This is a genomic window from Actinacidiphila acididurans, assembly GCF_016918855.1.
GTDB classification, from domain to species: domain Bacteria; phylum Actinomycetota; class Actinomycetes; order Streptomycetales; family Streptomycetaceae; genus Actinacidiphila; species Actinacidiphila acididurans.
In genome coordinates, this window is record NZ_JADKYB010000047.1 from 1 (window position 1) to 22,535 (window position 22,535).

The following is a 22,535-nucleotide window of genomic DNA, read 5'->3' on the forward strand; positions in this document are numbered from 1 at the left end:
TCCCGCCGGGCTCCGGCCCCACCTCCCGCCGTCGGGCTCAGCGGTGGGTGCGCAGCAGCGTGCGGAAGGTCCGCATCGCCACCGACAGGGTGGCCAGGTCGAACTCCTCGGCGCCCTGGATCTCCTCCAAGGTGGCGCGGGCCCGGTTGACCAGCCCGGAGTTCTGCTCCTCCCATGCCTGGAACCGCTGCTCCGGGGTGGCACCGGCCGCCCCGGCGGCGAGCACGTCCGCGGTGAGGGCGGCGTGCGCGGCGAACAGGTCCTCGCGGATGGCGGCGCGGGCCATGGACTGCCAGCGGTCGGCCCGCGGCAGCAGGATGATCCGGTCCAGGAGCTGGGTGATCTGCAGCCGGTCGGCGAGGTCGAAGTAGACCTCGGCCACGTCCAGCGGCTCGTGCCCGCCGCGGTGGGCCACCTCCACGATGTCCAGCGCCGGGAACGACGAGGACAGTCCGGCGACCTTCGCCGCCAGCTCCTCCGGCACCCCGGCACCGGCCATGTCGTCGTGGATCTGCTGGTACCACTCCAGGTCCGCGCCGCGCAGCAGCCGGGGAAGCTGCGACCCGACCATGGCGACGCCCTTGCCGAAGAAGTCGATGGTCTCGGCGATCCGCAGCGGCTGCATCCGGTTGTTGAGCAGCCAGCGGCTCGCCCGCTCCACCAGGCGGCGGGCGTGCAGCCGGATCCGGGTCTGCACCTCGGCGCCCACCACGTTGTCCAGCGACTCCACCTCGTCCCAGATCGGGCCGAGCTCGAAGATCGCGCGGGCCGCGGTGTGCGCCCGGACGATCTCGTCGGTGGTGGCGCCGATCTCCTCCCGGAAGCGGTGCAGGAAGGTGGTGCCGGCGGTGTTCACCGTGTCGTTGACCAGGACGGTGGTGACGATCTCCCGGTGCAGGGCGTGGTGGTGGATCTGCTCGGCGAATCCCTCGCGCAGCGGCACCGGGAAGTACGCGTGCAGCAGCGCCCGCAGGTAGGGGTCGTCGGGCAGGTCGGTGTGGATCAGCTCGTCGGCGACGGTGATCTTGACGTACGCGAGCAGGACCGCCATCTCCGGCTGGGACAGGCCCTGGCCAGCGGCGAGCCGCTCGCGGATCTGCCGGTCGGTGGGCAGGAATTCCAGCGCCCGGTCCAGCCGGCCGTCCCGGACCAGCCGGCGCATCAGCCGCTGGTGGGCGTGCAGCAGGCTCGGGGCCTGGGCCATGCTGTTGGCCAGCGCCACGTTCTGCGCGTAGTTGTTGCGCAGCACCAGCTCGCCGACCTCGTCGGTCATCTCGGCCAGCAGCGTGTTGCGCTGCTTGACCGTCAGGTCGCCGTTGTCGACCACGCTGTTGAGCAGGATCTTGATGTTGACCTCGTGGTCGGAGGCGTCCACGCCGGCGCTGTTGTCGATGGCGTCGGTGTTGATCCGGCCGCCGGCCCGCGCGAACTCGATCCGGCCCAGCTGGGTGAAGCCCAGGTTGCCGCCCTCGCCGACCACCTTGACCCGCAGGTCGGCGCCGTTGATGCGGATGGCGTCGTTGGCCTTGTCGCCGACGTCGGCGTGCGACTCGGTGGACGCCTTCACGTACGTGCCGATGCCGCCGTTCCACAGCAGGTCCACCCGGGCCTGGAGGATGGCCTTCATCAGCTCGGCCGGGGTGATCTTGGCGGTCTTGGTCTCGATGCCGAGCGCGGCCCTGATCTGCGCGTTGAGCGGGATCGCCTTGGCGGTGCGGGGGAAGATCCCGCCGCCGGAGGAGATCAGCGAGGTGTCGTAGTCGGCCCAACTGCTGCGGGGCAGTTCGAACAGGCGGCGGCGCTCGGCGTAGGAAGTGGCCGCGTTCGGCTTGGGGTCGATGAAGATGTGCCGGTGGTCGAAGGCGGCCACCAGGCGGATGTGCTCGGACAGCAGCATTCCGTTGCCGAACACGTCGCCGGACATGTCGCCGATGCCGACGACCGTGAAGTCCTCTTCCTGCGTGTTGTGGCCCGTCTCGCGGAAGTGCCGCTTGACCGACTCCCAGGCGCCGCGGGAGGTGATGGCCATCTTCTTGTGGTCGTAGCCGACCGAGCCGCCGGAGGCGAAGGCGTCGCCGAGCCAGAAGCCGTAGCCGACTGCGACCTCGTTGGCGATGTCGGAGAACGCCGCCGTGCCCTTGTCGGCCGCCACCACCAGGTACGTGTCGTCCTCGTCGTGCCGCACCACGTCCCGCGGCGGGACGACCTCGCCGCCCACCAGGTTGTCGGTGATGTCGAGCATCCCGGAGATGAACGTCTTGTACGACGCGATGCCCTCGGCCAGCCACGCGTCGCGGTCCACCGACGGGTCGGGCAGCCGCTTGCCGACGAAGCCGCCCTTGGCGCCCACCGGCACGATGACGGTGTTCTTCACCATCTGCGCCTTGACCAGGCCCAACACCTCGGTGCGGAAGTCCTCCCGGCGGTCGGACCAGCGCAGGCCGCCGCGCGCGACCTTGCCGAACCGCAGGTGGACACCCTCGACCCGCGGGGAGTACACCCAGATCTCGTACGCCGGCCGCGGCGCGGGCAGGTCGGGGATGGCCTGCGGGTCGAACTTCATCGACAGGTAGGCGTGCGGGCGGCCGTCCTCGGCGCGCTGGAAGTAGTTGGTGCGCAGCGTGGCCTTGATGAGGGTGAGGAACGCCCGCAGGATGCGGTCCTCGTCCAGGCTGGCCACTTGGTCCAGGGCGCCGTCGAGCTCCTCCATGATGCCGTCGATGACCTCGCTGCCGGCCCGCTGGTGGTCGGGCGACAGGCGGGCCTGGAACAGGTTGACCAGCAGCCGGGTGGTGTGGACGTTGTTGCGGAGGGTGTCCTCCATGTAGTCCTGGCTGAAGGTCGAACCGGCCTGCCGCAGGTACTTGGCGTAGGCGCGCAGCACCATCGCCTGCCGCCAGTCCAGGCCGGCTCGCAGCACCAGGGAGTTGAAGCCGTCGTTCTCGGCCCGGTCGGTCCAGGTCGCCGCGAAGGCCTCCTGGAACCGCTCGCGCGCGTCCTCCCCGAGTGAGCCGCCGCCCCGCCCGCCGAAGCTGAGCGGGGCCTCCACACGCAGCCCGAAGTCGTAGATCCAGGCGCGGGCGCCGTCGGGGAACCGCAGCTCGTAGGGCCGCTCGTCCACCACCTCGACGCCGAGCCGCTGGAGCACCGGCAGCACGGCCGACAGCGACACGGGGGCGCCGGTGCGGTAGATCTTGAACCGGCGCTCCTCCGGGGCGGCGCCCACCGGCTCGTACAGGCTCAGCGTGAAGTCGTCCACGCCGAGGCTGTCCAGGTGCTGGAGGTCGGCGACGGCCGCGCGGGGGGTGAAGTCGGAGCGGTAGCCGTCGGGGAAGGCGTCGCCGTACCGGCGGGCGAGTTCGGCCGCCCGCTCCTCGCCGCATTCGGCGTTCAGCGCCTCGGCGAAGCCGTCGGCCCACGACCGGGTGGCCTCCGCCAGGCGGTTCTCGATCCGCTCGATGTCGGAGTCGGTGAGCGACGGCAGCGGGGTGCCGGGGTCGACCCGGATCACGAAGTGCAGCCGGGAGAGCACCGACTCGGTGTTCCAGGCGCTGAAGTCCGCGCTGTGGCCGCCCAGTTCCTCCTGGAGGATGTGGGTCAGGCGCAGCCGCACCTCGGTGGTGTAGCGGTCCCGGGGCAGGTAGACCAGCGCCGAGAAGTAGCGGCCGTACTCGTCCTGGCGCAGGAACAGCCGCAGTTTGCGGCGCTCCTGGAGGTACAGCACGCTGGTGGCGATGGACCGCAGTTCGTCGACGGGGGTCTGGAACAGCTCGTCGCGCGGGTAGGTCTCCAGGATCTGGAGCAGGTCGCGGCCGTCGTGGCTGTCGGTGGAGAAGCCGCAGTCCTCCAGCACCGCCTCGACCTTGCGCCGGATGACCGGGACCCGCCGCACCGACTCGGTGTAGGCGGCCGAGGAGAACAGGCCGAGGAAGCGCCGCTCGCCGGTCACGTTGCCTTCGGCGTCGAACTTCTTGACGCCGACGTAGTCCAGGTAGGAGGGCCGGTGCACGGTGGAGCGGCTGTTGGCCTTGGTGAGGATCAGCAGCTTGTGCTCGCGGGCCTTGGCCCGGGCGTCGGCGGGCAGCCGGCTGAACGACGGCGAGTTGGGGTGTCCGGGGTGAGTGCTGTCGGTGGCCGGGTGCTGCGGGTCGGAGCGCAGGATGCCCAGGCCCGTGCCGGGCACGGCGACCAGCACGTCCTCCTCGGTACCGTCCGGACCGGCCTCGGTGGTCAGCTCGTACTCGCGGTAGCCGAGGAAGGTGAAGTGGTCCTCGGCCAGCCAGCGCAGCAGCTCCCACGCCTCGCCGGTCTCCTGCTCCGGCAGCGCGATCGGCTCGGTCGCCAGGTCGTCGGCGATGGACAGCGCGGCCTGCCGCATCTTGGTCCAGTCCTCGACCGACTCGCGCACGTCGGACAGCACGCGGCGCAGGTCGGCGGTGATCTCCTTCAGGTCCGCGCGGTCGGTCTCGCGGTCGATCTCGACGTGGATCCAGGACTCGACCAGCACGTCGTGCCCCTGCGGCAGGTCCTCCTGGCCGCTGACCGACCCGATGACCTCAAGCAGCTTGCCGGTGACGTCCCGGCGGACATGGAACTGGGGGTGGATCACCAGGTGGATCGCCCGGTTCGCCTGGGTGAGGGCGTTGGTGACCGAGTCGACGAGGAACGGCATGTCGTCGGTGACCACCTCGACGACGGTGTGGCTGCTCTGCCAGCCGTTCTCTTCCACGGTGGGGGTGTGCACGCGGACGTTCGCGGTGCCCTGGGGTCGGACCTCGGCGAGCCGGTAGTGCGAGAGCGCGGCCCCGTAGACGTCGACCGGGTCGCGGTCGATCAGGTCCTCGGGCGCGGTGTGCAGGTAGTAACGGTGAAGAAACGCGGTCAGCGCCTCTGTGTCGAGGCCCTGGCCGGGCAGTCCGCCCGCCGGGCTGTTCTCACCTACCCGGGCTGCTCGTTCCAGCAGCTCGGTCCTGGCTTCGTCCAGCTTGGTCTGCATGTCCTCTGACTCCTGTCGCGCGCCGTTGCGTGACGTCGGGTGATGGCACGACGTCCCTCGGCGCGGGGTTTCCGCTACGGGACGACGCTATGCCGGAAACGGGGTTCGCCGTGCCCGTCAGCACGTACGGGCCCCGGGGGGACGGATCGACGGTGATCACCTCAGTAAGGCTATCGCTCCGTCCGGGGTGCCTGTCAGGCGACGACTTCGTACAAATGCACAGTGCAGCCTTCGCCGATATGGCCAGAAACCGGCCGGAAACATGGCCGGAAACCACCGGTGAACAGGCCGGGCGCCGATGGTCAGGCAGCTATCCGCTCGGCCTCGGCGACGGCCTCGGCGAGGCTGTCCACCACGGGCACACCGGCCGCCTCCAGACCGGCCCGGCTGTTGGACCCGCCGGTGTAGAGCACCGCGTGCGCCCCCACGTGCGCGGCGGCGACCGCGTCGTCGAGGGCGTCGCCGATGACGACCACCCGCTGCGGCACAAGTCCCAGACCGGCCAGGTGCCGGGCCATCTGGGCGGCCTTGCCGCCGCCGGACGGGCCGGTGCGGCCGTCCACCCGTACGAAGTGCGCGGCGATGCCGTGCGTGGTGAGCAGGGGCAGCAGCCGCTCGTGCGGGGCCAGGGAGCACAGCGACTGGGAGCCGCCGGCCGAGCTGCGGGCGGCGAGGAGCTCGGCGGCGCCCTCGGCGAGACCACAGCGCTCGGCCGCCGTCCAGTAGTAGCGGTGGAACGCCTCGTCCAGCACGGCCCATTCGGCGTCGCTGGGCAGCCGGCCGATCAGCCGCTCGTAGAACTTGGGCACGGGCACGCAGTACAGCTCGCGGTAGCGGTCCAGCGTGATCGGTGGCATGCCGACTTCGGCGAAGGAGGCGTTGGTGGCCTCGATCACCGCGTCCATGTCGTGGAACAGGGTGCCGTTCCAGTCCCACACGAGATGCGCGTTCACACGAAGAACCGTACTCGGGCCGACGGCCGACGGGATCCGGCCCTGTGGATAACTTGCGTTCGCGCAGGTGGGACGGGCGTGCGAAGGGCCCGGCGAGCACGCGGGAGGGCGGTACCCGGGGCGGTGGAGGCCGGGGCGGGTCAGCCGATCAGGTTGGGGATCTCCTGCGTGGCGTACCAGAGCAGTTCGTGGTCCTCCGCGCCGTCCACGGTGAACTGCGCGTCGTCGTCGCCCGCGTCGGCGGCTCCGAGCGCGGCCGCCGCGGCGGTGACGTCCTCCTCCGCCTCCGGCCCGTCCACGTGCACGGCCGCGGCCTTGGCCATCGGGACCTCGCGCTCCAGCCGTACCTCGCCGAGCGCGGCCGGGTCCAGGCCGCGGTCCGGGTCGTGGCGCACCGCGTTGTCGGCAACGTCCACCGCGATCACCACCCGCCGGCGTGGCACGTCCGGGTGTACCGCGAGGAGCCGCAGTGACGCCTGCGCGGCCCGGGTCAGCGCCGCGTACTCGAGTTCCTCGAGGTCGTCCGAGACGTACCACTCGCGCAGACCGGGCGTGACGGCGAAGGCGTCCAGCGGCCCGGGCCCCACAATTCCGGCCTTGTACGCCTCGGCGAGCCCCGGAAGTGTGGTGGGAATGTAGACGCGCATGGCGTGAAGCATACGGCGGCCACCACGCTGATAGGTGAATCTCGCCGGGCCCGCAGATGACGCCGACCGGCGTTTGCCAATCGGGCCCCGACCCCCTAAAACCGGCCTACCAGTCGGTAACTAATCTTCGGGGGAACGCCCGTGCCCACCACACCCCTGCCCGCGTCCGCTGCCACGCCCCTGCCCCGGCCCGGCTCCCCCGCGGCGGCCCGGCCCGCCGCCACGTCCCCGCCCCGGTCGGGGCCGGCCGCCCCGCCCGCCGCGCGCCGTACCGGAGGCCGTACCGGACCACCCGGCCGCCGGGACACCCGGCGCCCAGGAACGCACCCGGGATCACGCCCCGGGGCCGCCCGCCCAGCGGTCGCTCTGCGCCCGCTGCCGCCCCCTGTGTGGTTCGCGGGCCTACTGCTGGACGTACTGACCGGGCGCCGGCCGCTGACGGCGCTGGCGGGCCGTGTGCGCGACGAGGTGTACGAAGCACTGTGGGAGCTGCGCGGCGCTCGCACCGACTGGCGCCGTCGGGTGCGCGGCCGTACCCCGTACGTGTACCGCTGCCGGGTCTTCCCCACCACGGACGGCGCCCTCGAAGTGGCCGCCGTGGTCGCGCTGGACCAGGACGTCTTCCGTGCCCTGGCCTTCCGGCTGGAGCCCGGCGACGAGGAGTCCGGCCCCGGCTACGGCGCCGCCCGCTGGCGCTGCACCGCGGTCGCGGCCCGGTGACGGCGTACGTGACGGCGTACGGCGCAAACGGCCGGAGGCCGAACCCCAGCGGGCCCGGCCTCCGGCCGTACGACACCATGGGCGCCGGTTTCTCACTTCTTGCGGCGCCGGCCGCCCTTCTGGGCCTTGCGGCGCTCCGCGCGGGTGCTGCCCGCCGCGCCGGCCGGCTCCTCGTCCTGCGGGCCGCCGTTCGGCGAGGGCTCGCTGAAGTCGCCCTCGACGACGCCGCCCTCGCCGTCCACCGACGGCGCGGAGAAGTGCAGCCGGTCGACCCGCTTGGGCTGCTCCAGGCCCTTGGCGCTGAACTCCGGCCGCTCCTTGGTCAGGGACGGCGGCGCCTCGTGGATGTCGCTCGGGGCCACGGCCACCGGGACCTCCTCGACCTGCTGCTCGACCTGGACCTCCAGGTTGAACAGGTAGCCGACCGACTCCTCCTTGATGCCGTCCATCATGGCGGTGAACATGTCGAAGCCCTCGCGCTGGTACTCCACCAGCGGGTCGCGCTGCGCCATGGCGCGCAGCCCGATGCCCTCCTGGAGGTAGTCCATCTCGTAGAGGTGCTCACGCCACTTGCGGTCCAGCACCGAGAGCACCACGCGCCGCTCCAGCTCGCGCATGATCTCCTCGCCGAGCTGCTTCTCCCGCTCGGCGTACTGCTCGTGGACGTCCTCCTTGACGGCCTCCGCGATGAACTCCGAGGTGAGCCCGGCGCGGTCGCCGGCCTCCTCCTCCAGCTCCTCGATGGTGGCGTTGACCGGGTAGAGCTGCTTGAAGGCGCCCCACAGCCGGTCCAGGTCCCAGTCCTCGGCGAAGCCCTCGCGGGTCTCGGCGTCGATGTACGCGTCGATGGTGTCGTCCATGAAGTGCTGCACCTGCTCGCGCAGGTCCTCGCCCTCCAGGACGCGGCGGCGCTCGCCGTAGATGACCTCGCGCTGCCGGTTGAGCACCTCGTCGTACTTCAGGACGTTCTTGCGGATCTCGAAGTTCTGCTGCTCGACCTGCGACTGGGCCGAGGCGATGGCGCGGGTGACCATCTTGTTCTCGATCGGCACGTCGTCCGGCACGTTCGCCATGGACATCACGCGCTCGACCATCTGCGCCTTGAACAGCCGCATCAGGTCGTCGCCGAGGGAGAGGTAGAAGCGGGACTCGCCGGGGTCGCCCTGGCGGCCGCTGCGGCCGCGCAGCTGGTTGTCGATGCGGCGCGACTCGTGCCGCTCGGTGCCCAGCACGTACAGGCCGCCGAGGTCCTTGACCTCCTCGTGCTCGGCCTTGACCGCCGCCTCGGCGCGCTCCAGCGCCTCGGGCAGCGCCGCCGCCCACTCCTCGACGTGCTCGACCGGGTCCAGGCCGCGCTGGCGCAGCTCCGCCTCGGCCAGGTCGTCGGGGTTGCCACCGAGCTTGATGTCGGTACCGCGGCCGGCCATGTTGGTGGCCACGGTGACGGCGCCCTTGCGGCCGGCCTGAGCGACGATCGAGGCCTCACGGTCGTGCTGCTTGGCGTTCAGCACCTCGTGCGGCACGCCCCGCTTGGACAGCTGCGCCGACAGGTACTCCGACTTCTCCACCGACACCGTGCCGACCAGGACCGGCTGGCCCTTCTCGTGCTTCTCCACGATGTCCTCGACCACGGCGGCGAACTTCGCCTCCTCGGTCCGGTAGATCAGGTCGGGGCGGTCGAGCCGGGACACCGGGCGGTGGGTCGGGATCGGCACCACGCCGAGCTTGTAGATCTGGTGGAACTCGGCGGCCTCGGTCATGGCCGTACCGGTCATGCCGGACAGCTTGTCGTACAGGCGGAAGAAGTTCTGCAGGGTGATCGTGGCGAGCGTCTGGTTCTCGTCCTTGATCTCCACGCCTTCCTTGGCCTCGATCGCCTGGTGCATGCCCTCGTTGTAGCGGCGACCGGCCAGGATACGGCCGGTGTGCTCGTCGACGATCATGACCTCGCCGTCCATGACGACGTAGTCCTTGTCCCGCTTGTACAGCTCCTTGGCCTTGATGGCGTTGTTCAGGTAGCCGACCAGCGGGGTGTTCACCGACTCGTAGAGGTTGTCGATGCCCAGCCAGTCCTCGACCTTGGTCACGCCCGGCTCGTGGATGGCGACGGTCCGCTTCTTCTCGTCCACGTCGTAGTCGCCGGTCTCCTCCTTGCCGAGACCGCCGGCCTCGCCGCGGTTGAGCCGGAGCACCAGGCGCGCGAAGTCGCTGTACCACTTGGTGGCCTGGTCGGCGGGGCCGGAGATGATCAGCGGGGTGCGCGCCTCGTCCACCAGGATGGAGTCGACCTCGTCGACGATGGCGAAGTTGTGGCCGCGCTGGACCAGCTCGTCCTTGGCCCACGCCATGTTGTCGCGCAGGTAGTCGAAGCCGAACTCGTTGTTGGTGCCGTAGGTGATGTCGCAGTGGTACATCTCCCGGCGCTCGGGCGGCGCCATGTTCGCCAGGATGCAGCCGACTTCCAGGCCGAGGAACTTGTGCACGCGGCCCATCCACTCCGAGTCGCGCTCGGCGAGGTAGTCGTTGACCGTGACGATGTGCACGCCCTTGCCGGAGATGGCGTTCAGGTACGCGGGCAGGGTGCCGACCAGGGTCTTGCCCTCGCCGGTGCGCATCTCCGCGACGTAGCCGAGGTGCAGCGCGGCACCTCCCATGATCTGCACGTCGTAATGGCGCTGCCCGAGTACGCGCTTGGCGGCCTCACGGACTGTCGCGAACGCCTCGGGGAGCAGATCGTCCAGGGATTCGCCCTCGGCGTACCGTTCCTTGTACTCGTCGGTGAGGGCCCGCAGCTCGGCATCGGAGAGGTTGACGAAATCCTCTTCGATGGAATTGACCTGGTCCGCGATGCGGTGCAGCTTGCGCAGGATCTTGCCTTCGCCTGCACGCATGAGCTTGTTGATGACGGACACGTAGGCTGGCTCCTTGCCGGTCGGGCCTGGCGCGGCTCCCGCGCTGGCACAGCGGGGTTTCTTCTGTGTCACGGACCCTGCTGCAACGGCCATCGTAAGCGAGGAGCCCCGCGGGCCGGGAGGCCCAGCTGTGGCAAAACGGTTTTCCGTGAACGACGGGACTCCGGGATACTCGGCGAACGCCCGTAGTTCCCCCGTTCCTCACCGTTACGACCGGAAGGCCCGCGCCGCCATGGAGCCCGTTTCCCTGACCACCGACCGCCTGCTCCTGCGCCCGCTGGGACCGGACGACGCCGACGCGGTGCACGCCGCCTGCCAGGACCCGGAGATCCCGCGCTGGACCAGCGTGCCCTCACCGTACACGCGCGAGCACGCAGAGGAGTTCACCGGGCGGATCTGTCCGCAGGGGTGGCGGGACGACTCGCTCTACAACTTCGGCCTGTTCAGCCGGGAAGACGGCGTACTGGTGGGCTGCATGGGCCTGGTCCGGCTGGCCGGCGTCCTGCACGCGCCCACCCGCCAGGCCGAGCTCGGCTACTGGACGGCCAAGGAGGCGCGCGGCAAGGGCTACACCGCCGAGGCCGGCCGCGAGGTGTGCAGGTGGGCCTTCGAGGACCTGGGCGCCGAGCGCATCGAGTGGTACGCAGAGGCCGGCAACGAGGGCTCCCGCGCGGTGGCCCTGAAGGTCGGCTTCGTGATGGAGGGCACACTGCGGTCGAAGATCATATACGCGGGCACCCGGCGCGATGCCTGGGCCGGCTCCCTGCTCCCCTCGGACTGGGCCCGCGCCACCGCGACGCCGTATCTGCCGTATCCCGAGGCCGTAGGGGACGCCGGGCACTGACCGCGAGGCCTCGCCCGGCCGACTGCCCATGAGGTTGTCAGCGCGCTTCTCGGTGGGCTTGTCGGTGGCGTTGTCAGTGGGGCGTCCTACCCTTTCGGCCATGACGCTCCTGCCGCCGCCCACGATGTCCCTGTCCGCCGACGAGGCCCGCAGGATCGCCCTGCGCGCCCAGGGGCTGCTGGGCGCGCCGGACCGGCGGGCGGGGACCCGCGGGGTGCTGCGCTCGCTGGGCGCCGTGCAGCTCGACACGATCTCGGTGCTGGCCAGATCGCACGAACTGATCGCGTACGCCCGGCTCGGCGCGGTCGGCCGCGCGGCGGTGGAGGGGGCGTACTGGAGCGACCACCACGCCTTCGAGTACTGGTCGCACGCCGCCTGCGTGCTGCCGATCGAGGAATGGCCGCATTTCGCCTTCCGCCGCCGGGCCCGGCGGGCGCGCGGCCGGCGCTGGCACGTACTGGCCGACGCCGATCGCTCCACCGCGGCCGTGCTGGACCGGCTGCGGGCCGAGGGACCGCTGACCTCCACCCAGCTCGGCGGGGCGAAGAACGGCGGACCGTGGTGGGACTGGTCCGAGACGAAGATCGCGGTCGAGTGGCTGCTCGACACCGGTGACGTGGTGGTCTCCGAGCGCCGCGGCTGGAAGCGGGTGTACGACCTGCCCGAGCGGGTGGTGCCGGACGGCCTGTTGCACGACGACATCGACGACGCCGAGTGCATGCGCCGGCTGGTGGCCCAGGCCGGAGCGGCGATGGGTGTGGCCACCCGCGCCGACCTGGCCGACTACCACCGGCTGACCGGCGAGCAGGTCTCCTCGGTGATAACCGACACCGGTCTGGTGCCGGTGGAGGTCGAGGGGTGGGGCAAGCCCGCCTGGGCCGACCCGGCGGCGCTGGCGAGCGAGCCGCGCGGCCGGCACCGCACCACCTTGCTGTCCCCGTTCGACTCCCTGGTCTGGGACCGGCCGCGCACCGAGCGGATCTTCGGCTTCACCCACCGGCTGGAGGCCTACACCCCCAAGCCCAAGCGGGTGCACGGCTACTTCGCCATGCCGCTGCTGGCCGGCGGCCGCCTGGTGGGACGGGTCGACCCGGCGCGCGAGGGCCGCACCCTGGTGGCCCGGCAGGTGTCGCTCGACGGCTCCAAGGCCGTGCAGCCCGCCGCCGACGCGATGGCCGAGGCGGCGGGCTGGGTCGGCTGCGACGAGGTCCGGGTGGAGAAGGTACTGCCGGAGACGCTGCGCGAACCGCTGGTCACCGCGGTCAAGCGCGCGCAGGACCCCCGCTAGCGGATCTCCAGGATCTTCTCCCGCATCGCATACACCACGGCCTCCATCCGGGAGTGGAGCTGGAGCTTCTCCAGGATGTTGCGCACGTGGTTCTTCACGGTGTTCTCGCTGATGAACAACTGCTTGGCGATGTCACGGTTGTTCATCCCGGTGGCCACCAGCTTCAGTACCTCGAGCTCGCGGTCGGTGAGCTTGGGCGCCGGCAGCAGCCGCCGCTCGTCGGTGCGCTGGATCATCGACTTGAACTCGGTCAGCAGCTTGGACGCCATCGACGGGCTGATCTGCGACTGCCCGTCGGCCACCGCTCGGATCGCGGTCGCCACCTCGTCCGTAGAGATCTCCTTGAGCAGGTAGCCGGTGGCACCGGCCTTGATCGCCTCGTAGAGGTCGGCCTCCTCGTCGCTTATGGTCAGCATGATGATCTTGGCGCTCGGGGCGACCTCCTTGATGGAGGTGCACGCCTCGATCCCGCCGCGGCGCGGCATCCGCACGTCCATCAGCACGATGTCCGGCAGCAGGTCGGCCGCCTTCTCCACGGCCTCCGCCCCGTCCCCCGCCTCCCCGACGACCTGGATGTCCTCCTCCTGCGCGAGCACGATTTCCAGCCCGCGCCGGAACAACGCGTGGTCGTCGACCACCAGCACCCGGATCGGCTCCGCACGAGCCGGCCCCACGGGCTCCTGGTAGGGGAGCGGGCCGCGCTCCCCAGGGGTCCCGTGTTCGACGTCCGGCATCAGATCCTCCCCCTCAGACCAGAGTTGAGCACTGGTCCAGCATTTCACGTCGCGGCACGATGGTGCCCCCAGGAACACCCTGGGGGCACCGAGCGGGCGGGCCGCCCGCGGGCATCGGGTCAGCGGCGCAACGTCCCACCGGCCCCGGACGGGGACTCCACCCCCGCCGCGTCCGCGTTCAGATGGATGACGCCGTAGTCGTAGCCGTGCCGACGGTAGACCACGCTCGGCTGCTTGGTCTCACTGTCGACGAACAGGTAGAAATCGTGCCCGACCAACTCCATCTCGTACAGCGCCTGGTCGAGCGCCATCGGAGCGGCCAGGTGGGTCTTCTCCCGGACCACCAGCGGGCCTTCCCCGCGCACCTCCAGACGGCCGATCCGCGTGGTGGGCTCGGCTTCCGCCTCGGCGTCGGCGTCGAACGTCCCGTCCCCGTTGATGGTGGCTGCTCCCGGGACGCTCTCGCCGACCTCCGCGGCCGGGGTACGCGCGGTCCCGCGGCGGGTGTGGCGCTTGCTCGCGGCCTTGCGCAGCCGCGCTTCCAACTTGCCGACCGCCACGTCGAGGGCGGCGTAGGGGTCCGCGGCGGCGGCTTCTGCGCGCACCACCGGCCCCCTGGTGTTCAGCGTGATCTCCACCCGGTCGGCCCGATCCGCCTGCCGGGGGTTGAGCTCCTTGGACACCTCGACGTCAAGGCGAATCACCTTGCCGTCGAGCTTCTGGATCTTGTCCAGTTTCTCGGCCACGTGCTTCCGGAACCTCTCGGGCACCTCTGTCTTGCGGCCTTTGACGACGATGTCCACGCAGAACTCCGTTCCCGGACCGCTCCCTGCGTCCGGGGGCGGTCCCTTTCCTGAAGGCCGAACGGGTGCCACCCGTCCGGCGCTGCGTCGGCTGCCGCTTCGCCTCCCGGGGCTTTCCGGGTACCGCGAAGCCGCGGCTTTCACCTCCTCTTGCCCCACGAGGAAGATCGACACCCCAGGTGTCCGCATCCCTCACCCCCGAACATAGACCCGTAGTGCGGAAGTCGGCATCCCCAACGACGCCTTACCTCCGTTCGGGTGAAACTCCTCGTTCACCACCTGCGGGCATGCCCCTCCGGACGGCCCTCCGGATCGCGCGGACCGGCCACCACGGCCGCTCCGGCGACCCGCCCGCCCGCGACCGTGACGGCCCGCGCGGCCACGGTGAGTGACGCGCCCGTGGTCATCAGGTCGTCGACCAGCACTACCGGGGCGGCGGACAGCAGCGCGCCGGAACCGGCCGCGGCCGCCAGAGCGCCGGACAGGTTCGCCAGCCGCCCGGCCGCGGTGAGGCCGGACTGGTCGGCGACCGGCCGCCGCTGCCGCAGCACGGGCGCCGCCCGGGCCGGCACACCCCGCCCGCGCAGCTCCCGGGCCGCCGCGCGGGTCATGCGGGCGATGGCGTCGTGCCCACGCCGGGCCACCGCCCGCCGCGCCGAGGGCACCGGCACCAGCAGCACTGGGCCGGAGACACCCACCCGCTGGACGGCCGCGGCCAAGGCCGTGCCCAGCGGCCGGGCGAGCCCCAGCGCACCGCGCTCCTTGTGCGCCAGGACGACGGCCCGCACCTCGTCCCCGTACCGCGCGGTCGCCCACACCGGCGGCAGCCCGGGCGGCTCCGGCGACGGACGCACCCGCCGTACCGAGGCCGCCCCGCCCAGCAGCCCCCGGCACCGCGCGCACAGCTCCGTCCGCGGACGCCCGCAGCCGGCGCAGTCCACCGGCAGCACCAGCCCGGTGATTTCCTGCCACCAGCCCCGCATGACTCCACAGTGAGGGTTGCGCCGCGTGTGTCGCCAGTCACCCGTTCGAGGGCTGTGGAAAACCCGCACGCGGCCGCTCAGCCGATGAACCAGCCGACCCGATCACCCCGGATAGACGGGATTGCTTCCCTTGGGCGTGAGCTGCTTCCAGTTCGCGTCGGCCGGCAGCCGGTAGACGTAACCGTTGTAGGCGGCCAGCAGCGGACGGGACTGGTCCTCCGAGGCGGCCACGGAGGCCGCCTCGGACACACCCGGCAGCGCGGAGGCCGCCGAGCCGTCCGTGTTGACGTACTGGATCTGCTGCACGCCGCCCTGGACGCCGCCCAGCACCACCAGGCGGCTGGAACCCGCCCAGGACACGGACGTCACGTCCTCGTCGGTCGGGGTGAGGGTGAGCAGCCCGGCCACCGAGAACTGCGGGTGCGCCGGGGTGCCCCCGCGCACGATCCGGCCGAGCTTCAGCACGGTGGTGTCGCCCTGCTGGACCACCAGCGCGAGCCGTACCCCGTCCGAGGCCACCCGCAGCGACTCGATCCGGCCGGTCAGCTTCGGCACGGACACCGCGACGGGCTGCCCGGCGCCCTCGCTGAGCACCAGCAGCTGCGGGGCGGCCGGATTGCGGTCGGCCACCCACAGGTCGCCGAAACCGTCCCAGCTCGGCGCGCTCAGCCCGTTGTCCTTCGTGTCGTGCGCGTGGCTGCTGGCCACGACGGGGCCGAAGGTCCCCGGACCGGTCAGCGAGCCCACCACCAGGTCCTTGCCGTTGTTCTTGACGGCCGCCGCCACATGCTCGTCCTGCCGCACCGCGACCGCGCCCAGATCCGCCTTGCCCGTGCCGAAGGGGCCGGGCACCGGGTCGGCATGGGTGTCGTCGCCGTTGACCACCACGAGCTGGTGCTGGGAGTCGGAGGTGATGTAGTACGCCCGCGCGGGGGCGCCGGTCCCGCCGGCCGGGTCGTACTGCTGCGCCTGCGCGCCGGGCAGCACGCACGCCGTGGAGCCGTCGGCGTGCTGCACCTCGGCCGAGGCCAGCTTCGGCGACGCCTCCTCGTGCACGGTGGCGAACAATTGCGCCGCGAAACGCACGCAGTCCTGGCCGCGCAGCCCGTCCGCCGCGTGGTCGAGCCGCACCCGCAGGTGCTGGGCGTCGTCCAGCGTGACCCCGTGGTCGTCGCCCTTGTCGTACAGGTGCGTCCCGCGCGGCAGCGCCGTGGACACCACCGGGGCCAGCCACTGCGTGGGGCCGTCGAGCAGGGCGCTGACGGTCGGCAGCAGCGGATCGTTCTCGTTGCGCAGATACACCGGGTCGGCGACCAGCCGCTCGCCCCCGCCGCCGACGCGCTGCGCGTCCGGGCCGGCCTTCGCGAAGTAGTACATGTCCACCGAGTGATACAGCCGCTGGAAGTTCGACAGCGACATCACCAGGCCGTCGGACAGCTCGTCGATGCGCCACTCGTTGTTGACCTTGACCAGGTGGAAGGACGTCTGGAAGGCGTTCTCGTCCGGCCGGTAGGTGTGCTTGCCGTCCACCACGGCCGCCATGTGCCCGGACAGGTCCACAGTGGCCCAGCCGTCCTTGCGGCCGCTGCCGAGGTCCTCGTTGCTGTCCGGCGAGCTGCTGGCGTACACGGTGATCTGCGCGTAGGGGTTCCAGTGCGCCGCGGTGCTCGTCGTCAGGTACTTCTTGGCGGTCGCGAAATCGTCCTCGCCGCTGGTGGTGGCCTCGAGGAAGCCGTTGACGACGTCCTGCGCGTTCTCCCCGGGCTGCGGCGGGATGCCGAACACCCTGATCTGCGAGCCGTTGTCAGGGCCCTGGCCGTCGCCGACCTTGCGGACCTCGCCGCTGCCGGGCATCGAGGCGCAGCCGGCCAGCAGCAGCGCCGCGCACACCGGCACCCAGCCGTGGCGCAGCAACCGCAGGCCCCCCATCGCTCGCATCAGCTGTCGTCCTCCCGAGCCGCGTCCCTGCGTTCGACCACCCGCGCGCCGGTGCCGGGCAGCGCCGCCGGATCCGCGGACGGCGGCCGCGGCGCATGGCCGGGCCCCGGCGTACCGTTCGCACCGCCCATCATGCGCGCCGTGCCCGAGCCACCCGGCCCGCCCGCGGCGCCGGACGTGCCCGTACGAGGCACCGGCACCTGCGGCGACCCCGAAGGAAGCTGCGGCGCGGCGGGCCGGCCGGGCAGCCCCGAGGAGTTCAGCCCGCGATTGCGCCGTGAGTCGTCCGGCTCCAGCGGGATCGGCGAACCGCGCAGGCTGTCGCCGGCCGTACGCGGCAGCGTCATGCGGAACTGCGAGCCGCCGCCCGGTTCGCCCCAGGCCTGCAGCCAGCCGCCGTGCAGCCGGGCGTCCTCAACCGCGATGGACAGCCCCAGGCCGGTGCCGCCGGTGGTACGTGCCCGCGCCGGATCGGCCCGCCAGAAACGGTTGAACACGCGCGTCGCCTCGCCCGGCTTCAGCCCGACGCCGTAGTCGCGCACCGCGATCGCCACCGCGCCGTCTGCCGTGGCCAGCCGTACCACCACGTCCCGGCCGTCGCCGTGCTCGATCGCGTTGACGACCAGGTTGCGCAGCACGCGCTCGACCCGCCGCGGGTCGGCCTCGGCGATCACCGGCTGCGCATCGCCGCGTATCAGCACCCGGCTGCCCTTGCGCTCGGCCAGCGGCTCGGCGGCGTCCACCACACGGTGCACCACGTCGCGCAGGTCTATCGGCTCGGCCGCCAGCTCCGCCGCGCCCGCGTCGAAGCGGCTGATCTCCAGCAGGTCCGACAGCAGCGACTCGAACCGGTCCAGCTGGTTCTGCAGCAGCTCCGCGGACCGCGCGGTCGCCGGGTCGAAGTCGGTGCGCGCGTCGTGCAGCACGTCCGCGGCCATCCGGACCGTGGTCAGCGGGGTGCGCAGCTCGTGCGAGACGTCGGAGACGAAGCGGCGCTGCATCCGGGACAGGTCCTCGAGCTGCTGGATCTTGACCTGGAGGTTCTGCGCCATCTTGTTGAAGGACTCGCCGAGCCGGGCGATGTCGTCCTCGCCGGTGACCTGCATCCGCTCCTGGAGCCGCCCGGCGGCCAGCCGCTCGGCGATCCCGGCGGCCATCCGCACCGGGGTGACCACCTGCCGGGTGACCAGCCAGGCGATCGCGCCCAGCAGCACCACCACGAATATCCCGGCCGTGGCGAGGGTGCCCTTGACCAGGCCGAGCGTCTTCTCCTCCTGGTCGAAGGGGAAGAGGTAGTAGAGCTGGTACGTGGTGCCGTTGATGTCGGTCAGGCGCTTGCCGATGGCCAGCCCGCGCTGGGCGCCGCCGGAATCGGTCCTGATCACCGTGTACTGCTCCAGGGCGCCGGTGTGCGTCTCGACGGCGTCACTGAGGCTCTTGGGGATGCTCTGCCCCGGCAGCACCCCGTTCGAGCCGCGCGGCCCGCGTGCGTACGCCCCGCCCTCGCCGAACGACTTGCCGGCGTTGGCCGGACTGAGCGTGGCGATGTAGTAGACGCCCTTGCCGCCACTGGAGAACTGCTCGACCAGGCTGTTCAGCCAGTTCTCGGAGTCCACCGGCGTGCGCGGCGTGCCGTTGCCCGAGGTGTCCTGAGTCTGGGTGCCGCGCTCGGCCATGGTCTTGGCGATGGAGAACCCGCTGGTCGCCTGGTTCTCCGCCGCCTTCTCCTTGGCATCGAGCAGCCCGTTCTTGACCTGCCCGATGACCACGAAGCCGAGCAGCAGCACCACCCCGACCGACATCAGCAGGGTGAAGGCGACCACGCGGAGCTGGAGGTTGCGCCGCCACAGCCGGACAGCGGGCTGCACCGGGCGGCGCACCCAGCGCACGAACGATCGGATCACCGGCAGCAGCCCCTGCATGGGGTCCACCAGCCGACTCTCCAGCCGCTCACGCTCGTACGACGCGCACATCTCAGCCCGGGCCCGCCTTGTAGCCGACGCCGCGAACCGTCACGACGATCTCCGGGCGCTCGGGGTCCTGCTCCACCTTGGACCGCAGCCGCTGCACGTGCACGTTCACCAGCCGGGTGTCCGCTGCGTGCCGGTACCCCCACACCTGCTCCAGCAGCACCTCGCGGGTGAACACCTGCCACGGCTTGCGGGCGAGCGCCACCAGCAGGTCGAACTCGAGCGGGGTCAGCGCGATCGGCTGGCCGTCCCGCTTCACCGAGTGCCCGGCCACGTCGATGACCAGGTCACCTATGGTGAGCTGCTCGGGCGTCGGCTCCTCCGCCCGCCGCAGCCGCGCCCGTACCCGGGCCACCAGCTCCTTCGGCTTGAACGGCTTGATCACGTAGTCGTCCGCGCCCGACTCCAGGCCGACCACCACGTCCACCGTGTCGCTCTTCGCCGTGAGCATCACGATCGGCACACCGGACTCCGCCCGGATCTGCCGGCACACGTCGATGCCGTCCCGACCGGGCAGCATCAGGTCCAGGAGCACCAGATCAGGCTTGGTCTCCCGGAACGCCGTCAGCGCCTTGTCACCGTCCGCACAGAACGACGGCTCGAAACCCTCTCCGCGCAGCACGATGCCAAGCATCTCCGACAGCGCGGTGTCGTCGTCGACGACCAGGACACGTCCCTTCATACCGACCATCATCCCATTTACATATCGGTTCCCGTGACCTTCGGTGATCGAGGTCACGAGCTGGGCCATTGTCCATGAATGTCCACAGACGTCCAGCGGAATCCGTCGCCGTTGACGTCAGCGGTGAATCCCCCACTGCCGTCGGCCGCGACCCTGCTTCATGCCGCCAGTATGGCCCGGTCACCCTCGGTGCGGCACCTCCGCCTGTGGATAACCTCCCCTCGATCGGCCGGCTCGTCCTTTGGGGCTGCGGGGACAGCGGATACGCCGCCGCCCCTCCACCAACGCATCCGTGCTGGTGGAGGGGCGGCGACGCCGCGGGGCGCCGGATACTACGCCGGGCACACCGCCGCGAGGCTGGGGGACGTCACAGGGGAGACGATGCCGTTCTCGGTCACGATCGCCGTGATCAGCTCGGGTGGTGTGATGTCGAACGCCGGGTTGTACGCCTGCGTGCCCAGCGGGGAGGGCGCCAGGTCGGTCACCTCGCTGCCGGCCCGCTGCTCGATCTCGATCGCGGAGCCGTCCGGCGTCGCGAGGTCGACCGTCGTCGTCGGGGCGACCACGACGAACGGCACATGGTGGTACTTGGCCAGCACCGCCAGCGGATACGTGCCCACCTTGTTGGCCGTCGAGCCGTCCGCCGCGATCCGGTCGGCACCGACCAGCACCGCGTCCACCTCACCCGCCGTGAACAGCGAGCCCGCCGCGTTGTCCGCCAGCAGCGTGTACGCCATCCCGGCCCGTGCCGCCTCGTACGTCGTCAGGCGCGCGCCCTGCAACAGCGGTCGCGTCTCGTCCACCCACAGCCGCCGCAGTTCGCCGGCCTTGTGCGCCGCCATGACGACCGCGAAGGCCGTGCCCTCGCCGCCGGAGACCAGGGCGCCCGTATTGCAGTGCGTCAGAATGCGGTAGCCGCCGCCCGGTACGAGCTCGGCCAGCAGCCGCTCACCCTGCTCGGCCATCGCCGCACTGGCCGCCGCGTCCTGCGCGTGCAGCGCCCGCGCCTCCGCGAGCGCCGCGGCCACGCCCTGCCCGGAGCCCGCCTCCCGGAAGGCGGTCACCGCCCGCCGTACCCCGTACTCCAGGTTCACCGCCGTCGGCCGCGCGTGCGCCAGCGCCTCCGCGGCCTCGTTGACGTCGTACCCGCGCGCCGCCGCGAGCGCGATCCCGTACGCACCCGCCAGCCCCAGCAGCGGAGCCCCGCGTACCGCCAGCGTCCGTATCGCCCCCACCAGCGCCTGCACATCCGTACACACCAGCTCGACCTCCTCCTGGGGAAGCCGGGTCTGATCGAGTACCACCAGGACCGGACCCTCCGGCGGCTCCTCCCAACGCAGCGCGGGAATGGGGCCGGACTCGGGTCGCGCGAAGTGATCAGCCATTCCCTCAGTCTGCCCTCCCGAGCCGATTTGACGGCAGCCCATGACACGATGGCGGCCACCTACCGCACGAGCGACACGAAGGGGCAGCCTCCGATGACCAACCCTCCGGGCCCGACACCGCCCGGATCCTCCGACTCTCCCGAGCCGGACGCCGGCAGCGGCACCGCTCCCCCCACGTCGTCGTCCTCTTCCGGTTCAAGCTCCTCGGGTACCGATTCCCCGCCGTCCGCGTCCACTGCTACGGGCTCCGGCACGTTCGATACGTCCGCCCCGGCGGATACGGCCGACGCACCCACCGACGGCCCGACTGCCGGGGGTTACCGCGGCTGGTCGCAACGTCAGCCGCCCCCCACCACCACCGGCTGGGCCCGCTGGTCGCCCCCACCCGGTGCTCCTCCCCAGCAGTGGGGCGGGCCGCGCCAGGGCACCCCGGCGCCCGGCGCCCAGCAGCAGTGGGGCGGGCAGCGGTGGGGGTGGCAACAGCAACCGACCGCGCCGAAGCCCGGGGTCATCCCGCTCCGGCCGCTCGGAGCGGGCGAGATCCTGGACGGCGCGCTCACGACGCTGCGACTGCACTGGCGAACCGTCATCGGCGCCACCCTGGGGATCGCCCTGGTCACCGAGACCGTGTCCGTCCTGGTGCAGGGCCTGTTCATCGACGACACGCGTCTGAACAACCTGCGGGACAACCCCGACCCGAGCGTCGGCGACATCGCGCACGCCCTGAGCGGCACCGTGGCCGGTGGTGTCCTCACTTTCGTGGTCGCTCTCATCGGATGGTGCGCCGCCACCGCCGTGCTCACCCCGGTCACCAGCCGAGCGGTGCTCGGCCGCCCGGTCAGTGCTCGTGAGGCCTGGCAGCTGGCCAGGCCCCGGCTGCGGCATCTCCTGGCCCTTGGGGCGCTGTTGCCGCTCTTCAGCGTCGGCGTCATGGCCGTGGCCACACTGCCGGGTCTGCTGGTCGCCGTGGCCGGCTCCCCGAGCGGCGGCGCATCGCTCGGCGTTCTCGGCGGCATCGCCGGCCTGGTCGTCGAGGTATGGCTGCTGGTGCAGTGGAGCCTGGCCGCACCCGCTCTGATACTGGAGCGGCAAGGCGTGACGGCCGCCCTGAAGCGGTCGGCGAAGCTGGTACGGGACGCGTGGTGGCGTGTCCTCGGCGTCCAGCTCCTCGGGCTGCTGCTGTCAACCATCGCTCAGGGCGTGATCAGCACCCCGTTCAGCCTGCTGGGCTCAGCGGTCACCGGCGACGGCGGACTTTCCGCCTTCATGTCGGACAGCTCCAACCCCGGCTGGGGATTCCTCGTCATTGCCGGCGTGGGCGGAGCCATCGGCTCGGCCGTCACCCTCCCCATCACGGCCGGCGTCACCGCGCTCCTCTACATGGACCAGCGGATTCGCCGTGAGTCCCTGGACCTGGAACTCGCGCGGGCCACGAAGAACGACTGAGCAAGCGACTGATCGCCGCCGTATCTGCCGAGCCCCGGGGAGGGGAGCGGCAGATACGGGCAACAAAAAAGCCTCGGTCTCCGGGACGAAGTCCAGGAGACCGAGGCTTCTCAAAAATTGTTCGGCGGCGTCCTACTCTCCCACAGGGTCCCCCCTGCAGTACCATCGGCGCTAAAAGGCTTAGCTTCCGGGTTCGGAATGTAACCGGGCGTTTCCCTCTCGCTATGACCACCG

General features: G+C 71.4%; 14 protein-coding genes, 1 rRNA gene and 1 pseudogene. 4 read left to right on the top strand and 12 right to left on the bottom strand.

Annotated elements, in window-relative coordinates; all coding sequences use genetic code 11:
* Window positions 1-37 precede the first annotated feature (37 nt).
* The 3 genes from ITX44_RS40220 to ITX44_RS40230 form a co-directional block, all read right to left on the bottom strand.
* Window positions 38-4,996 (bottom strand): NAD-glutamate dehydrogenase, encoded by a 4,959-nt coding sequence (locus tag ITX44_RS40220; RefSeq protein ID WP_205365121.1) that lies wholly within the window; start codon window positions 4,994-4,996, stop codon window positions 38-40.
* Window positions 4,997-5,298: 302 nt separating this feature from the next.
* Window positions 5,299-5,949 (bottom strand): HAD family hydrolase, encoded by a 651-nt coding sequence (locus tag ITX44_RS40225; RefSeq protein WP_205365123.1) that lies wholly within the window; start codon window positions 5,947-5,949, stop codon window positions 5,299-5,301.
* A 140-nt stretch (window positions 5,950-6,089) separates the two neighbouring features.
* The gene (locus ITX44_RS40230; RefSeq protein ID WP_205365125.1) at window positions 6,090-6,596 is read right to left on the bottom strand and encodes a DUF6912 family protein; all 507 of its coding nucleotides are present in this window, start codon (window positions 6,594-6,596) and stop codon (window positions 6,090-6,092) included.
* 387 nt (window positions 6,597-6,983) lie between these two features.
* On the opposite strand from ITX44_RS40230, the gene ITX44_RS40235 reads away from it, so the two are divergent.
* Window positions 6,984-7,316 carry an Rv3235 family protein gene (locus ITX44_RS40235; RefSeq protein ID WP_205365127.1) on the top strand — a complete coding sequence of 111 codons (333 nt, stop codon included), beginning with the start codon at window positions 6,984-6,986 and terminating at the stop codon, window positions 7,314-7,316.
* A gap of 92 nt (window positions 7,317-7,408) precedes the next feature.
* Here the strand turns inward: ITX44_RS40235 and secA are convergent, their stop codons facing one another.
* Window positions 7,409-10,228 (bottom strand): preprotein translocase subunit SecA, encoded by a 2,820-nt coding sequence (gene secA, locus ITX44_RS40240; RefSeq protein WP_205365136.1) that lies wholly within the window; start codon window positions 10,226-10,228, stop codon window positions 7,409-7,411.
* A 232-nt stretch (window positions 10,229-10,460) separates the two neighbouring features.
* Between secA and ITX44_RS40245 the strand changes: the two genes are divergently transcribed.
* Both ITX44_RS40245 and ITX44_RS40250 read left to right on the top strand, forming a co-directional pair.
* Entirely contained in the window at window positions 10,461-11,072 is a 612-nt protein-coding gene (locus tag ITX44_RS40245) for a GNAT family N-acetyltransferase (RefSeq protein WP_205365138.1), read from the top strand.
* Between the two features lie 100 nt (window positions 11,073-11,172).
* Entirely contained in the window at window positions 11,173-12,360 is a 1,188-nt protein-coding gene (locus tag ITX44_RS40250) for a winged helix-turn-helix domain-containing protein (protein WP_205365140.1), read from the top strand.
* Here ITX44_RS40250 and ITX44_RS40255 read toward each other — a convergent pair.
* The 7 genes and pseudogenes from ITX44_RS40255 to mtnA all read right to left on the bottom strand — a co-directional run.
* Window positions 12,357-13,034 (bottom strand): annotated as a pseudogene (locus tag ITX44_RS40255) (response regulator); the annotation flags it as partial. The gene ITX44_RS40250 and the pseudogene ITX44_RS40255 sit on opposite strands and share 4 nt — an antisense overlap.
* 179 nt (window positions 13,035-13,213) lie before the next feature.
* Complete coding sequence (gene hpf / locus ITX44_RS40260; RefSeq protein ID WP_307795720.1) at window positions 13,214-13,897, bottom strand: ribosome hibernation-promoting factor, HPF/YfiA family; 684 nt, start codon at window positions 13,895-13,897, stop codon at window positions 13,214-13,216.
* 272 nt (window positions 13,898-14,169) lie between these two features.
* The gene (locus tag ITX44_RS40265) at window positions 14,170-14,880 is read right to left on the bottom strand and encodes a ComF family protein (RefSeq protein ID WP_205365151.1); all 711 of its coding nucleotides are present in this window, start codon (window positions 14,878-14,880) and stop codon (window positions 14,170-14,172) included.
* A 102-nt stretch (window positions 14,881-14,982) separates the two neighbouring features.
* On the bottom strand, window positions 14,983-16,818 hold the full coding sequence (locus tag ITX44_RS40270) for an LpqB family beta-propeller domain-containing protein (RefSeq protein ID WP_205365153.1): 1,836 nt from the start codon (window positions 16,816-16,818) through the stop codon (window positions 14,983-14,985).
* Complete coding sequence (gene mtrB, locus ITX44_RS40275; protein ID WP_236062523.1) at window positions 16,818-18,740, bottom strand: MtrAB system histidine kinase MtrB; 1,923 nt, start codon at window positions 18,738-18,740, stop codon at window positions 16,818-16,820. The genes ITX44_RS40270 and mtrB overlap by 1 nt, the downstream gene beginning before the upstream one ends.
* A gap of 52 nt (window positions 18,741-18,792) precedes the next feature.
* Complete coding sequence (mtrA, locus tag ITX44_RS40280) at window positions 18,793-19,482, bottom strand: MtrAB system response regulator MtrA (RefSeq protein ID WP_205365167.1); 690 nt, start codon at window positions 19,480-19,482, stop codon at window positions 18,793-18,795.
* A 320-nt stretch (window positions 19,483-19,802) separates the two neighbouring features.
* Entirely contained in the window at window positions 19,803-20,855 is a 1,053-nt protein-coding gene (gene mtnA, locus ITX44_RS40285; RefSeq protein ID WP_205365169.1) for an S-methyl-5-thioribose-1-phosphate isomerase, read from the bottom strand.
* A 93-nt stretch (window positions 20,856-20,948) separates the two neighbouring features.
* Between mtnA and ITX44_RS40290 the strand changes: the two genes are divergently transcribed.
* A complete protein-coding gene (locus ITX44_RS40290) occupies window positions 20,949-22,301 on the top strand; it encodes a proline-rich domain-containing protein (RefSeq protein ID WP_205365171.1) in 1,353 nt (450 codons plus the stop codon).
* Between the two features lie 119 nt (window positions 22,302-22,420).
* On the opposite strand, the gene rrf is transcribed toward ITX44_RS40290, so the two are convergent.
* Window positions 22,421-22,535, bottom strand: a 5S ribosomal RNA gene (rrf, locus tag ITX44_RS40295); the annotation flags it as partial.

Excerpts from the sequence above, each read along its gene's own strand:
- ITX44_RS40220 (WP_205365121.1), bottom strand. The coding sequence starts at position 4,996 with ATGCAGACCAAGCTGGACGAAGCCAGGACCGAGCTGCTGGAACGAGCA.
- ITX44_RS40230 (WP_205365125.1), bottom strand. The coding sequence starts at position 6,596 with ATGCGCGTCTACATTCCCACCACACTTCCGGGGCTCGCCGAGGCGTAC.
- ITX44_RS40245 (WP_205365138.1), top strand. The coding sequence starts at position 10,461 with ATGGAGCCCGTTTCCCTGACCACCGACCGCCTGCTCCTGCGCCCGCTG.
- ITX44_RS40250 (WP_205365140.1), top strand. The coding sequence starts at position 11,173 with ATGACGCTCCTGCCGCCGCCCACGATGTCCCTGTCCGCCGACGAGGCC.
- ITX44_RS40265 (WP_205365151.1), bottom strand. The coding sequence starts at position 14,880 with ATGCGGGGCTGGTGGCAGGAAATCACCGGGCTGGTGCTGCCGGTGGAC.
- ITX44_RS40270 (WP_205365153.1), bottom strand. The coding sequence starts at position 16,818 with ATGCGAGCGATGGGGGGCCTGCGGTTGCTGCGCCACGGCTGGGTGCCG.
- mtrB (WP_236062523.1), bottom strand. The coding sequence starts at position 18,740 with ATGCAGGGGCTGCTGCCGGTGATCCGATCGTTCGTGCGCTGGGTGCGC.
- mtrA (WP_205365167.1), bottom strand. The coding sequence starts at position 19,482 with ATGATGGTCGGTATGAAGGGACGTGTCCTGGTCGTCGACGACGACACC.
- mtnA (WP_205365169.1), bottom strand. The coding sequence starts at position 20,855 with ATGGCTGATCACTTCGCGCGACCCGAGTCCGGCCCCATTCCCGCGCTG.
- ITX44_RS40290 (WP_205365171.1), top strand. The coding sequence starts at position 20,949 with ATGACCAACCCTCCGGGCCCGACACCGCCCGGATCCTCCGACTCTCCC.